The following is a 13,450-nucleotide window of genomic DNA, read 5'->3' as shown; positions in this document are numbered from 1 at the left end:
GACCGTGCATACGCAGGAGTCGCCCGACTGCGCCAGATACTCCACCCCCACTCAATCGCATCCGGTCGCTCGGATGACCGTGGGCCGACGTCAAACAGGCCGATCCAACAAGGCACGATGAACAACCTTCACCCGTTCCCGGCCGGCTCCCGGCGCTTGTGGCTTGTCTACGCGGCACTATCCTTGCTCGCAATGCTCCCTTCGGTGCCACTGTGGCTGCAAAGCCCATTGGTGCTGACGCGATTCGAGTTCGACTACTTCCTTGGCGCCTATGAGGGCGAACGTTGGTCCATAGGCGACCCAGTGGACTTTGGGCGCGCGATGCACTTCGCGCTGATGCTGGCAATCGGACTCGTTTATGCGCGTATCGCCCTGCGACTTTGGGAGGCGGCGCCCGGCAGCGTTTCCGTGCGTCGAGTAGCTGCCTATGGCGCGCTGCTGACCCTGGTCTACAGCCTGGGGATGCCTTGGGTGAGCCCGGATGTTTTCTTCTACATTGGCACGGGCTGGTTGGAGTCACACTACGGCTTGAATCCGTATCTGGTCTCCATGAGCAAGGTGCCTGGCGCGCTGACGGAGCCCATGTTTGCGAATGTCTTCCCGGGATTTCTGGCTGGGACTACCGGATATGGCCCGGTTTTCCAGAAGCTGGCAGCAGGCGTCGCGGCGATTTCGCTCGGCAGCGACAAGTTGGCTCTGGTCATCTACAAGATCGTGAACGGACTGCTGCATGGCGTGGCCAGCTGGCTGGTTTATCGGCTGGCGCCAGCGCGCATGGCTGTTCCGGCGCTCTTTCTGTACGCGCTCAACCCGGTAATCCTGTTTGCCATCCAGACTTGCGCGCACAACGATCACTTTATGAACGTCGCCGTGCTGGCAACCTTGATGATGCTCAAGCAAGGGCGCGCGATGTGGGCCGGTGTCGCGCTTGGCGTGGCCTTCAGCACCAAATACTTTGCACTTATCTATCTGCCCATCGCCTGCCTGGCACTGCTAATCCGGCCGATGGACTCAAGGCAGCAGCGCCTACGCGCTGTACTGTTGTTGATACTCGGCTTTGCGGCCATGGCCGCGTTGGCTCACCTGCTCTACCCAGGAAGCGCCGACCAGTTCATGCGCGTGGCCAGCCAAGGGATCGGGGTGTTCCGCAACAGCCTCTTCCACGTGATGGTGGCCCTCAATTTCTCTCTGGTGATCTTTGAGCTTAATTGGCTGGACAACTATTTTTCCTACGCGCGCGTCGCCAATGAATTAAAGCTGGCCTATGTGCTTGGCTATTCGGTTCTCCTGGCCGTTTATGTGCGTCGCCTGCGCGAAGAATGGTTAATGGCGCTGGCCGAGTTGTGTCTGCTCAGCACGCTGCTGTACTTCGTTCTGGTGAATGCAACCAACCAGGAGTGGTACCTCACCTGGCTGATGGGCTTTGCCTGCATCACCGCCGGTAAGGCCGAGTTGGCCTTGCTGCTTCGTTTCTCAACGTTGTTTTTGCCGTTCGTGATCTTCACGGTCAAGGGCCACGTGCCGGCAATCTTGTTTTCGAATGTGCTGCTCTACGCGCTGGTTTGCTATGCCTCACTGGCCTACTACTTGGGGCAGCGTCGCCACTTTGGTGTGCCCTGGAGGAGCTAGCGCCTCTGAGGGGTGCCCCTTGTTGGGCGGCGCCACTGGCCGGCTCAGCGCCGCCCTGTTGCTGGCCCACAAACCCAGGCGAACTGCAAAGCACCATCTGGCAGGCTGATGAAGTTGGCGCTGAGGACCTCCAGGCCAGAGCGCTGGATCAGGGAGGTCAAGGCCTTCGAACTGAAGAAATTCACATGCTCATGCCAGTGACGCTTGCTTCGCCAAGCGCCATGCTGGGTTTCGGATTCGCGCATCAGTGCTTCGAACGGGAGTTCCAGGTACAACTTGCTGGAGGGCGACATGACTCGCGACACCTCACCGAGCAATGATCTGGGATCGGGAACATGTTCGAGCACATTGCTCAACACAATCAGGTCGTAGGCCGCCGCAGTCGGTGTGCTCACCGGCACCGCGCCTTCTACAGGCAGTCGGCCGGAAATATCGTAGATGTGGTGCAGGCGAGCCACCTGGCGCAAAGGCGTATTGCGGCCAGTGTCTCCGCCCCAATCGAGGATGGCTGGCTGGTCCGGCAGCCATGGACGCAACACAGCCTCGGCAGCTTGGATGTGCGGATGATCCGATGTCAGTGCCTGGTTGCGTGCGGCATAGCCTGGCTCGAAGTGCTCCCTTTCCTGAACATAGCTGTCGCCACGGTAGTCGCGGTAAAGCCTGCTCATGTCCGCATCGTCAAACCGCATATCCAAAAACAGCATTCCGCAGTTCGGGCAATGCAAGCTGTTGCAGAGTGGCAGCGCCAGCCCCTGAGGAACACTGCGAAGCCCCCAGTCTGCCGTGATCTCGCACGACTCCCAGCCAAATGCTCGCCAAGCGACAAAGGGCATCAACACAGCAGGTTGACGTTCGGGTGGGCTGTGCTCGCAGGCTATGCAGCGATTGGCGATCGAAGGCATGTCAGATTGCGGCACGATGCCATCGCGCCGTGCGCTCAATGGCTTGGTCAAGTGAGGTCCAGACATCGAGCCCTGCTCGACGCGCCCGCCCGGTGTCGGGTACATAAAAATGGCGGGCACCCTGGGCCGGTGAGCTGCCGACTTCAATAGCCAATCCGGGGTGTAAAGCTGACGTGATTCGGTGAGCGAGTTCCAGTACCGTAAGCGCGCGATCGGATCCCACATTGAAGGTGCTGCCGGCAGGCGCTTCGAGCAGCAACAGAGTCAGCCAAAGCGCCAGGTCTGCCCCATACAGATAGCTTCGTGTGGCGCCGCCGGCGCTGCTCAGTTTGAGCGGCCGACCGTCTAGGGCACTGCTGATGAAATTTCCAATGGCGAAATGCCCGTCAAGTGCGAGGCCCGGCCCGACAAAAGCGAAGCAGCGAGTGTTCACCATGGCCGTTCCGTGGAATCGCGCATGCAGCGCGCCGAGCATTTCAGCGCACCGCTTGCCTTCGCCATAGGCACTGGAAGGGCTGCCAGGGTCACAGGCAGCTGCGTCTTCCTTGAGGGGGGCCGTGGCTTCCGCGTACTGCGCTCCGGAGCCGGTCAGCAGCAGCCGTTGGACACCGCAAGCTGCGGCGCACGCCATTGCATTGCGTGCCATGCTGAGTTGCTCGTCAAAGACGGCTTGAAGGTCGAGATGGGCGGCGGCGTGGGTGTCGGTGGCGGCGTGCAGCATCAAGTCGTGACGCTCCCGCACTGGCCAGGGTTCCCGCGCATTCCCCTGGACCCAGCGCAGCCAGGGTAGCTCGCCGGCCCACGTATGCGCGGCCACGAATGCGGCAGGGGAGCGGCTTAGTGCGGTGACCTCGAAGCGGGCACCGGCACGCCAGAGGTGCACGAAAAGCGCCAGCAGGTTCTGGCCGAAGAATCCGGTTGCACCTGAGAGGATCAGGCGATGCCCATCGAGCTGGCGCGCGCGCAGGGTTAGCGCTTCGCCAAGGCGTTCGAAGTCTTCGGCGAGAAAGTCAGGCAGGGTCGGCAAGGTCTCAGATGCCGCGGTTGTAGATCAGTTCGCGCAAAGCCGGTGTGTTCGCATACGGGCCGGACAGGTCATCCACCATCAGCGCCTGCCCCGCCTTCAGCTCGCGCGCGGTCACTTGGCCGTTCATGATCTCGCGACACGACAGCTGGCCCTTCTGCAAGGGGATGGCAAGCACGAAGTCGCGATCAATGCTTTGGTGATGAAACTCGTAGCCTGCGGGCAGGTCACGCTTCAGGTACACGCCACGCACCAGCTGATCCAGGTACTCCACTTCGCGGCGGCTGGGTATGCGCTTGCTGCCACCGTTGGCCCCGCACATCTGGCGTGCTTTGTGGTACGCCTTGAACCAAGTGTCAACCTGCTGCGGCAGCGAGCAATAAGGTGAGACGGGAATGCCATCGGCCTCGATGTCGATATGGCGCTCCCAGGTCCTGGCGCCCTTGGCGTAACTGATGAGCATGGAGCTTTGCCAGTCCTGGTATTCGTGCGTGGAGTACCCAATCACCAGCTCGGGATAGCGCTTGCGCAGGTAGTCGATCTGGTTGAGTTCCAGTTCGTCGTCCTCGGAAGGATAGAGTGACACGCAGTGGTTCAGCGAAAGCGGGATGTGCCGCTTGCCGAAAAAGCTCACCAAGTCGTCGATGTCTTTTTCTGAACTGCCTCCGGTGGACACGATGACTGGGCGGCGCGTCTTGGCAATGCGCTCCAGCAGAAACCAGTCGTTCAGGTCGGAACTGGCGACCTTGATGATGGGCAGGTCGAACTCTTCGCACAGGTCCACGCTGGCCTCGTCGAATGCTGTCGCCATGGGGATGCAGCCCTGCTCCCGAATTGCATCAACCAGCGTTGCGTATTCATGGCGTTCGAGCTTTGTGGCCTCGGTCTTCTTGATGTAGCGCAGATCCTCACGCCCCTTGAAGTTCGGGGAGATGAAGTGGTCAACATCGCGGAACTGCAGCTTGATGGCAGCTTTGACGTTGTTGAACCGAACCACTTGCGCAAAGGCCTTGATGATGGCCAGGCCACGTTCCACCCGGCCCCAGTGGTTGTTGGCCAGTTCAAGTACGAAGAGATCGCTGAAGCACTTGTCCATATCAGTAAGCGAAGAGCACGGTTTCGAAACTATTGTGCTGGTGCACGCTGAGGCGCATGCGGTAGCCCAGGCCAAGCGAGGCAATGAAGCTGCTGAGTTGCCAAAGATCGTCCCAGCGGTGATACGCCGCGATCGCGAGCGCCGGTCGGCAGCGCAGCAGGGTGCGGCGTGCGCCCTGCAGGGCCTGCAGCTCGTGGCCCTCGATGTCGAGCTTGATGAAGTTCACCTCTGCGTTGGTCAGCACCTCATCCACGGCGCAGACGCGCACCTTGAGCGCGCCGGCCTCGCTGATGCTGCTGGCCTCGCCCACGCCGTCGCTGAACGAAAGCTGGGCCTCCGCATCCGACAAGCCGGCGGCAATGCATTCCACCGGGTAGTCCCATTGCTGTTTGGCCAGCACCTTGAAATTGGCTGGATCGGGCTCAAAAGCCCAAGCGTGAGCGATGGGGACGATCTCGTTCAGTTCGCGCAAAGTTTCGCCTTGGTAGGCGCCGCCGTCGACGATTCTGAGTTGACTGCGACCACTGGCCTGTAGCGCGGCTCGGAGCCACGAAGGCAGGTACTGCGTGTCCGGATCGGGGCGGGGTGGCATGGCGAAGCAGCCAGGAACCGAGCGAAAACGAATGATGTCGTCCAGCGTGCGTCGGCTGTCCTCATCCTCAAGGCGTGCACGTGCAGCGGCAATCTCGCTGGACGCCTTGGAATAGTCCTCGACAGGGTGAAGCCAGTAACGAAACCCCATGGCTTGGGCGACTTGGCCGAAAGCCTCCTGGGGCCAGACCAGCCGGGCGTGCGGGTTCAAGCCCAACAGTTGAACCTGCAGCAGGCCGTAGTCAGAGTCATGCCGGTGGTTGAAGGCCGCAATCCAGAGTGGAGCGGCTTCAAGATCTTGCGCCTGAAGGGTCCGGCAAGGCAGATCGTCGATCTGAGGCGAAGGGGGCGCGCCAGACACCAGAAATGCAGCGACTGGCCGGCCTTGTGCCTGCAGCGCCTTCGCCAGCGCCCGTGCAAACAGCCCTGCGCCAAAGATGTGGATGGGTTCAACGGTCATGAGGGCGCTTCTCCGATCGAATAGCCTGCCCACTGCGCCGCAACTCGTTTAGTTCGCGAGCAGGAAGGAAGGGAAATACGTCATCCAGCTCCGGCGTCTGGAACCGTCCTTGCTCGTCCAGCCTTGATTGCAACTTGGGCGAGAAGGCTTGGAGCGGGTCAACATGAAGCTGCACCAGCAAGGGGCCAATCGTGTACAGGGCCTCGCGCAAGCGCTGCAATTCGTTGGGGTGGTGGATGTCAAATGCCGGCAAACCATACGCGCGCGCCAAGGCCACATAGTCCGGGCAGTGCAAGCCCGAAGCGGCATCGGCACCGAGCACGGTGCCGAAGTGGTTCTGGTGGCTCAGGCGGATGGACAGATAGCCATCGTTGGCCAGCACCACGACGCAGACATTGGCCTGGCTGTCGCGCAGGGTTTGCAGCTCCTGCACATTCATCTGCAGACTGCCGTCGCCGGCCAGGCAGACCACACGTCGGGTCGGATCTGCGATGGCGGCCCCCAGGGCCGCCGGCAGGTCGTAGCCCATGGAGGCCGAGCCGGAGTTGCTGAACAGGCGCTGGCCTGTGCGCAAACGTCCGACCTGGAAGGGCAGGATGCAGGCACTGGCATTTCCGCAGGCCACCACTCCCCGTTCGGGTAGGGCCTCGAACAAGGCCTGCACCGCAGCGTACGGATTGATGTGATCGGAGTCGCTCACATTGCTCGGCTCAAGGGCAGGGAAGCGGTCCTGGATTTCCGTGCACCACCGCTGCCAAGGCCCGAAGTTCGGCAGCTCGGAGCGGCGGGCTGCCTGCAAGAACTGTTGCAGGAAGCAGCGGGCATCGGCCTGAATGGGCAGGTGCGGCTTCACCAGAGGCTTGCTGAGCTCGGCCGGGTCCACATCCACCATGACGATGCGAGCATGGGCCGCGAAGCTGGCCCAGTTGTAGCTGACCTGCCGGATGTTCAGGCGCGAACCGACTACCAGCACCAGGTCAGCCTGCTGCAGACACAGATTGCCGGCTCGGGTGCCGATCGTGCCGGGGCGGCCGGCAAACAAGGGGTGCGAGCTGTCGATCAGGTCATGTGTCCAGGCCGTGCAGACGGGCAGCCCCAACTGCTCGGCCAGTTCAAGGAACTCGCTGCGCGCGCCGGCCCAATGCACACCGCTGCCGCCCAGCAGCACTGGGCGATGTGCTTCCTGCAACCATTGGAGCGCGGTCTGCACCTGTTCTGCGTCGGCTGCCTTTGGCTGGGCCGTCGGTACCGGGATGAACTCAAAGGGTTCCGGTGAAGACTGCAGATCAATCGGGATGTCCAGCCAAACCGGCCCTGGCCGCCCCTGGGTAGCCAGCGCCCAGGCCTGTGGCAGCACCTCACCCAGTTCTGCGAGCGACGCAATTGCCCAAGCGCCCTTCACCAGCGGGCGTACGACATCAACGATGGGCAGCTCCTGGTCGCCCAACTGCCGCAGCCCCGCTACTGGGGTGTGGCTGAGTGCGGTGGCACGCTTCACCTGGCCGGACACCACGATCATGGGCACCGAATCGGTGAACGCACCCCACACCCCGTTGAGCGCGTTCAGACCGCCGGGTCCGGTCGTGACGTTGACCAGCGCTGGCTTGTTGGCAAGTCGGGCATAGCCTTCGGCGGCCATGGCACAGGCCTGCTCATGGTGCATGAACTGCATGTGCAGTCCGGGCTCCGTGGCCAATGCATGATTGAGGAACATGGCGCCACCGCCGGTGACGGCAAACACCTGTTCCAGCCCCTGTGCGGCGAGCCAGCCGGCCACACGTTGCGACGCGTTGAGGGGACGGCTCATGCTCGCGCACTCGTGGGCGCCGCGCGCTTGTCACAGCGCGCTGGCTGGGATGCCAGTAGGCAGGGAGCTGCACTCAGGGAAACACTCTTCATGTCGTGAGATTGGAGGCTTGTTGGAGGGTGCCCGGCTTGCTGGGTGCCTGTTGAGGGCAATAGAGGGGAGGGTCGACGTCGCGGTGCAGAGGTCACCAGCACTTCCAGGGCGCGCGCCCTTCGGCCCAGAGCTGCTCCAGATGGGTGCGATCTCTCAATGTGTCCATTGGGTGCCAGAAGCCGGGATGCTGGTACACGCCCAGTTGTCCCGCAGTGGCCAGGCGCTCCACGGGCGCCTGCTCCCAGGCGGTGGCTTCATCGTCAATCAGATCGAGCACCGAGGGTTGCAGGACGAAAAAGCCGGCATTGACCACCCCCCCGTCACCGCGTGGTTTTTCCCTGAAAGCTCTGATGCGATCGCCTTCGATATCCAGCGCCCCGAAGCGACCGGGGGGCACGGCGGCAGTCACCGTCGCCAGCAGGCCCGAATGGCGGTGCTTAGCGATCAACGCAGTGACATTGATGTCGGCAACGCCATCGCCATAGGTAAAGCAGAAATCGTCTTCATTGCGCAGATACGGTGACACCTTTCGTAGGCGTCCGCCCGTGCCCGAGTTCTCGCCGGTGTCCACCAAAGTCACTCGCCAGGGCTCGACATGGCGCTCATGGACCTCCATGGTGCCGCTCGACAAGTCAAAGGTCACATCGGAGCGATGGAGCACGAAGTTGGCGAAGTACTCCTTGATCAGATAACCCTTGTAGCCGCAGCAGACAACGAAGTCCTGCACCCCATGGGCGGCATAGATCTTCATGATGTGCCAGAGGATCGGCTGGCCGCCGATTTCGATCATGGGTTTGGGCCGCAGATGGGTCTCTTCCGCGATGCGAGTGCCCATGCCGCCGGCCAGGATGACAGCCTTCATCGGTGTTGGCTTTGCTGCGGTTGCGGAGGTGCGACCGAGTGTAGCCATGCAGACCTGCGAGCATGCCGGCGGGATTCCCTGTTGCCGATATGCTTGTGAACTAAATGATTAATTCATAAAGTAAACGCCAATCGATTCAACTCGGAGCGTCCGCATGAACATCGTCTGCATCGGTGGCGGCCCGGCCGGCCTGTACTTCGGCCTGCTGATGAAGGCCCGCCACCCCGAGCACCGCGTGCGCGTGGTGGAGCGCAACCGCCCCTACGACACCTTCGGCTGGGGCGTGGTGTTTTCCGACGCGACGATGGAGAACATGCAGCGCTGCGATGCGGCCACCGCCGCCGCCATCGAGGCCTCGTTCGCGCATTGGGACGACATCGAGCTGCGCTTCAAGGGCCGCCGTATCCGCTCGGGTGGACATGGGTTCGTGGGCATCGGGCGCAAGAAGCTGCTCAACATCCTGCAGGCGCGCTGCGAGGAGCTGGGCGTCGAACTCTGCTTTGACAGCGAGGTCGAGTCCGACCTGGCGTTCGCCGACGCCGACCTGATCGTTGCCAGCGACGGCATCAACTCGCGTATCCGCAACCGCTACGCCGCCACCTTCCAGCCGGAACTTATCACCCGGCCCAACCGCTACATCTGGCTGGGCGTGAAGAAGCTGTTCGAGGCCTTCACCTTCGACTTCCGCCGCACGCCGCATGGCTGGTTCCAGGCGCACATCTACCAGTTCGACCAGGAGACCAGCACCTTCATCGTCGAGTGCCCGGAGTCCGTCTGGCTCGCTCATGGGCTGGACCGCGCCGGGCCCGAGGAGTCGATCCGCTTCTGCGAGGGCCTGTTCGCTGAGACGCTGGAGGGCGCCGAGCTGCTCAGCAATGCCCGCCACCTGCGCGGCTCGGCCTGGCTGAACTTCCAGCGCGTGGTGTGCGGCCAGTGGTGGCTGCGCAATGACCAGGGCGCGCATGTGGTGCTGATGGGCGACGCGGTGCACACCGCGCATTTCGCCATCGGCTCCGGCACCAAGCTGGCGATCGAGGACGCGATCGAGCTGGCCAACCAGTTCGAACTGGCCGGCCATGGGGTCGAGCAGATCCCGGCCGTGCTGGCGCGCTACCAGGAGCTGCGCCGCGTTGAGACCCTGAAGATCCAGAACGCCGCCTGGAACGCGATGGAATGGTTCGAGGTCTGCGGCGAGCGCTATTGCGACCAACTGGAGCCCGAGCAGTTCATGTACTCGATGCTGACGCGCAGCCAGCGCATCAGCCACGAAAACCTGCGCCTGCGCGACAAGGCCTGGCTGGAGGGCTACGAGCGCTGGCTGGCGGCGCGCACGCCGCTGCAGGCCGACAAGCCCGTGCCACCGATGTTCACGCCCTACACGGTGCGTGGAGTGACGCTGAAAAACCGCGTCATCGTCTCGCCGATGGCGCAGTACATGGCCGAAGACGGCCTGGTGGGCGGCTACCACCTCGTCCACCTGGGCGCCCGCGCCGTGGGCGGCGCGGCCCTGGTGATGGCCGAGATGACCTGCGTGAGCCGCGACGCCCGCATCACCCCGGGTTGCCCGGGCTTGTGGACAGATGCGCAGGGCGAAGCCTGGGCGCGCATCGTCGAGTGGGTGCACAGGCAGAGCGACGCCAAGATCGGCATGCAGCTCGGCCACGCAGGCCCCAAAGGATCGACGCGCCGGCCCTGGGATGGCGAGGACCTGCCGCTGCCGGCCGATGGCCCCGAGCCGAATTGGCCGCTGCTGGCCGCTTCGGGCCAGCAGTACCTGGAGGGCGTGAGCGCCTTCGCCCAGGCGATGACGCGCGCCGACATGGACCGCGTGACGGCCGACTTCGTGGCCGCCACGCGCCGCGCCGCCGCCGCGGGTTTCGACTGGCTGGAGCTGCATTGCGCGCATGGCTATCTGCTGTCCAGCTTCATTTCACCGCTGACGAACTGGCGCGAGGACGACTACGGCGGCACGCTTGCAAACCGCCTGCGCTACCCGCTGGAGGTGTTCGCCGCCCTTCGCGCCGTCTGGCCGGAGCATTTGCCGATCTCGGTGCGCATCTCGGCGCACGACTGGGTCGAGGGCGGCATCACGCCGGCTGATGCGGTGCAGATCGCGCGTGCTTTCAAGGAAGCGGGCGCGGACCTGATCGACTGCTCCTCCGGCCAGGTCAGCAAGAAGCAGAAGCCCACCTACGGGCGCATGTTCCAGACGCCCTTTGCCGACCGCATCCGCCAGGAAGCCGGCATCCCCACCATCGCGGTCGGCGCGATCAGCGAGGCCGATCACGTCAACACCATCATCGCGGCCGGCCGTGCCGACCTTTGCGCCGTGGCCCGACCGCATCTGGCCAACCCGGCCTGGACGCTGACCGAGGCCGCACGCATCGGCTTCAAGGACCTGGCCTGGCCCAAACCCTACCGCAGCGCCAAGCCGCAGCTCGAAGCCGGCTTCGCGCGCGCCTCCGCCGCCGGGGGCAAATCATGAGCACCCACTTGCAAGGACGGCATGCCGTCGTGACGGGCGCGGGCAAGGGCATTGGCGCGGCCATCGCACGCCGTCTGGCCGGGGAAGGCGCGCGGCTCACGCTGCTGGGGCGTCAGCTCGATCCCCTGCAGCAGCTCGCCAACGAGCTGCAGGCCCATGCGCTGGTGTGCGATGTCAGCAACCCGCGCGCCGTCGAGGCGGCGTTTGCAGCCATCGATCCCGTGCACATCCTCGTCAACAACGCCGGCCAGGCGCTCAGCAGTCCGCTGGAGCGCACCAGCGACGAGCTCTGGGCGCAGATGCTGGCCGTGAACCTGAGCGGCAGCTTCTTCTGCCTGCGCGCCGCGCTGCCGGGCATGAAGGCGGCCGGCTGGGGCCGCGTGGTCAATGTGGCCAGCACGGCCGCGCAGCGCGGCTATGCCTATGTGGCCGCCTACGCCGCGGCCAAGCATGGCGTGCTGGGCCTGACGCGCTCGGCCGCGCTGGAGCTGGCCGGCAAGGGCATCACCGTCAATGCCGTCTGCCCCGGCTACACCGACACCGAGCTGCTGCAGCGCTCGATCGAGAACGTGGTCGGGAAGACCGGCCGCAGCGTGGAGGCGGCGCGCGCCGAGTTTGCGCGCCACAACCCGCAGGGCCGCCTGATCCAGCCCGAGGAGGTGGCCGACACCGTGGCCTGGCTGTGCAGCGCCGGCGCGGCCTCGATCACCGGCCAGGCCATCTCGGTCAGCGGTGGCGAGGTGATGAATTGAAGCCCGCCAAGCTCGCCGCGGTGCTGGGCGAGGAGGCCATCGGCCGCGAGGCACGCAGCGTGCTGGAAGACCACAGCACCGTGCGCCTGTGGCTGCGCCTGCTCAGTTGCAGCACGCAGATCGAGCAGGAGATCCGCACCCGGCTGCGCCAGCGCTTTGCCACGACGCTGCCGCGCTTCGACTACCTGGCCCAGCTGGAGCGCCACCCGGAAGGGTTGCGCATGAAGCAGCTCGGCAGCTACCTGATGGTCAGCGGCGGCAATGTGACCGGCCTGACCGACCAGCTCGAAGCCGAGGGCTTCGTGCAGCGCCTGCCCGACCCCGAGGACCGGCGCAGCTGGATCCTCAAGCTCACCGCGCAGGGCCGCAGCCACTTCCTGGCCATGGCCGCCGAGCACGAGGCCTGGCTGATCGAGCTGCTGGGTGGCTTTGAAGGTGCGAACCGTTTGTACGAATTGCTGGGGCAGCTGCGCGTGCACCTGGCCCAACCGGAGAACAAGGCATGAGCAAACCCCTGGACCCGGCCCTGGCTGCCGGCAACCGCCGCGAGCTGGCGGCCTACGAGGCGCGCCACTTCCGCTGGCACTGCGAGGGCGGCGTGGCCACCATCACGCTCAACCGCCCCGAGCGCAAGAACCCGCTGACCTTCGACAGCTACGCGGAGCTGCGCGATCTGTTCCGCAGCCTGAAGTGCGCCACCGACGTGCACGCCGTGGTGCTGGCCGGCGCGGGGGAGAACTTCTGCTCCGGCGGCGACGTGCACGAAATCATCGGGCCGCTGATCGAGCTTCCCGCGCCCGAGCTTTTGATGTTCACGCGCATGACGGGCGACCTGGTGCTGGCGATGCGCCAATGCCCGCAGCCCATCGTGGCGGCCATCGACGGCGTGTGCGCGGGCGCCGGCGCCATCCTGGCCATGGCCTCGGACCTGCGCCTGGGCACCGCACGCAGCAAGACCGCCTTCCTGTTCAATCGCGTCGGCCTGGCCGGCTGCGACATGGGCGCCTGCGCCTTGCTGCCGCGCATCGTCGGGCAGGGGCGGGCTTCGGAGCTGCTCTATACCGGGCGTTCGCTCGGGGGCGAGGAGGGTGAGCGCTGGGGCTTCTTCAATCGGCTCTGTGCGCCGGATTCCTTACTGGCCGAGGCGCATTCGTTGGCCGCGCAGCTGGTGGCAGGGCCCACCTTTGCGAATGGCATCACCAAGACCATGCTGCATCAGGAGTGGTCGATGACGGTGGAGCAGGCCATAGAGGCGGAGGCGCAGGCGCAGGCGATCTGCATGCTGACGCAGGACTTCAAGCGGGCGTATGAGGCGTTTGTGCGGAAGGAGCGGCCGGTGTTCAAGGGCGATTGAGGTGGCTTTGGTGTGTCGTCGTGAGAGCCCGCCGGGATTTCGCCCCGGCAGGCGACCTTCTTTCTTTGCTTCGCCAAAGAATGAAGGCAAAGAAAGGCGACCCCGATGCCTGCGCCCCAGCCTGCGGCTGGGGTGCCCTGCGGTGCTCGAAGAGCGGGCCCGGCGCAAAACTCGCTGCGTTCGCTTCGCTCACTCCGCTCAAACAGTTGCGCCAAGTCAGAGCACGAGGCGCGCTCACGCGCGCGGGCCCGCTCTTCTGTGCCAGCGCCAGAGGCGCTGGCCTTCGGCAGGCACAAACAGCCCGCATGGGCTGTTTGTGTCCGGCCTCAGCCCCTCGGCTTGGCATAGGGGGAACTCCATACAGCCAACAGCCGAACAGCCCGGACTTCAACCAT

Annotated in this window: 11 protein-coding genes; 5 read left to right on the top strand and 6 right to left on the bottom strand. The window is 64.3% G+C overall.

Going from position 1 to position 13,450, the window contains the following annotated elements; genetic code table 11:
* The first annotated feature begins 117 nt into the window (after window positions 1-117).
* Entirely contained in the window at window positions 118-1,629 is a 1,512-nt protein-coding gene (locus ACE3QP_RS09115; protein WP_374435396.1) for a hypothetical protein, read from the top strand.
* 44 nt (window positions 1,630-1,673) lie between these two features.
* On the opposite strand, the gene ACE3QP_RS09110 is transcribed toward ACE3QP_RS09115, so the two are convergent.
* The 6 genes from ACE3QP_RS09110 to rfbF form a co-directional block, all read right to left on the bottom strand.
* Window positions 1,674-2,531: a class I SAM-dependent methyltransferase gene (locus tag ACE3QP_RS09110; protein ID WP_374435395.1), complete on the bottom strand. Its 858-nt coding sequence runs from the start codon at window positions 2,529-2,531 to the stop codon at window positions 1,674-1,676.
* 1 nt (window position 2,532) lies between these two features.
* Window positions 2,533-3,558 carry an NAD-dependent epimerase/dehydratase family protein gene (locus ACE3QP_RS09105; RefSeq protein ID WP_374435393.1) on the bottom strand — a complete coding sequence of 342 codons (1,026 nt, stop codon included), beginning with the start codon at window positions 3,556-3,558 and terminating at the stop codon, window positions 2,533-2,535.
* 4 nt (window positions 3,559-3,562) lie between these two features.
* Window positions 3,563-4,651: an N-acetylneuraminate synthase family protein gene (locus ACE3QP_RS09100; RefSeq protein ID WP_374435391.1), complete on the bottom strand. Its 1,089-nt coding sequence runs from the start codon at window positions 4,649-4,651 to the stop codon at window positions 3,563-3,565.
* Between the two features lies 1 nt (window position 4,652).
* Window positions 4,653-5,702: an FkbM family methyltransferase gene (locus tag ACE3QP_RS09095; RefSeq protein WP_374435389.1), complete on the bottom strand. Its 1,050-nt coding sequence runs from the start codon at window positions 5,700-5,702 to the stop codon at window positions 4,653-4,655.
* Entirely contained in the window at window positions 5,692-7,509 is a 1,818-nt protein-coding gene (locus tag ACE3QP_RS09090; RefSeq protein WP_374435388.1) for a thiamine pyrophosphate-binding protein, read from the bottom strand. Before ACE3QP_RS09090 ends, ACE3QP_RS09095 begins: the two co-directional genes overlap by 11 nt.
* 184 nt (window positions 7,510-7,693) lie before the next feature.
* The gene (rfbF, locus tag ACE3QP_RS09085; RefSeq protein WP_374435386.1) at window positions 7,694-8,464 is read right to left on the bottom strand and encodes a glucose-1-phosphate cytidylyltransferase; all 771 of its coding nucleotides are present in this window, start codon (window positions 8,462-8,464) and stop codon (window positions 7,694-7,696) included.
* 154 nt (window positions 8,465-8,618) lie between these two features.
* Here rfbF and ACE3QP_RS09080 point away from each other — a divergent pair, with 154 nt between their 5' ends.
* The 4 genes from ACE3QP_RS09080 to ACE3QP_RS09065 are packed head-to-tail and all read left to right on the top strand — an operon-like array spanning window position 8,619 to window position 13,055.
* Entirely contained in the window at window positions 8,619-10,949 is a 2,331-nt protein-coding gene (locus tag ACE3QP_RS09080) for a bifunctional salicylyl-CoA 5-hydroxylase/oxidoreductase (protein ID WP_374435385.1), read from the top strand.
* Window positions 10,946-11,701, top strand: a complete 756-nt coding sequence (locus ACE3QP_RS09075) for an SDR family NAD(P)-dependent oxidoreductase (protein WP_374435383.1) — start codon at window positions 10,946-10,948, stop codon at window positions 11,699-11,701. Before ACE3QP_RS09080 ends, ACE3QP_RS09075 begins: the two co-directional genes overlap by 4 nt.
* On the top strand, window positions 11,698-12,207 hold the full coding sequence (locus ACE3QP_RS09070; protein ID WP_374435381.1) for a MarR family winged helix-turn-helix transcriptional regulator: 510 nt from the start codon (window positions 11,698-11,700) through the stop codon (window positions 12,205-12,207). The genes ACE3QP_RS09075 and ACE3QP_RS09070 overlap by 4 nt, the downstream gene beginning before the upstream one ends.
* On the top strand, window positions 12,204-13,055 hold the full coding sequence (locus ACE3QP_RS09065) for an enoyl-CoA hydratase family protein (RefSeq protein WP_374435379.1): 852 nt from the start codon (window positions 12,204-12,206) through the stop codon (window positions 13,053-13,055). Before ACE3QP_RS09070 ends, ACE3QP_RS09065 begins: the two co-directional genes overlap by 4 nt.
* Window positions 13,056-13,450 lie beyond the last annotated feature (395 nt).

It is taken from the genome of Inhella sp., assembly GCF_041912635.1.
In the GTDB taxonomy this organism is placed as follows: Bacteria; Pseudomonadota; Gammaproteobacteria; order Burkholderiales; family Burkholderiaceae_C; genus Inhella.
This window is presented reverse-complemented; position numbering and strand designations above follow the sequence as displayed.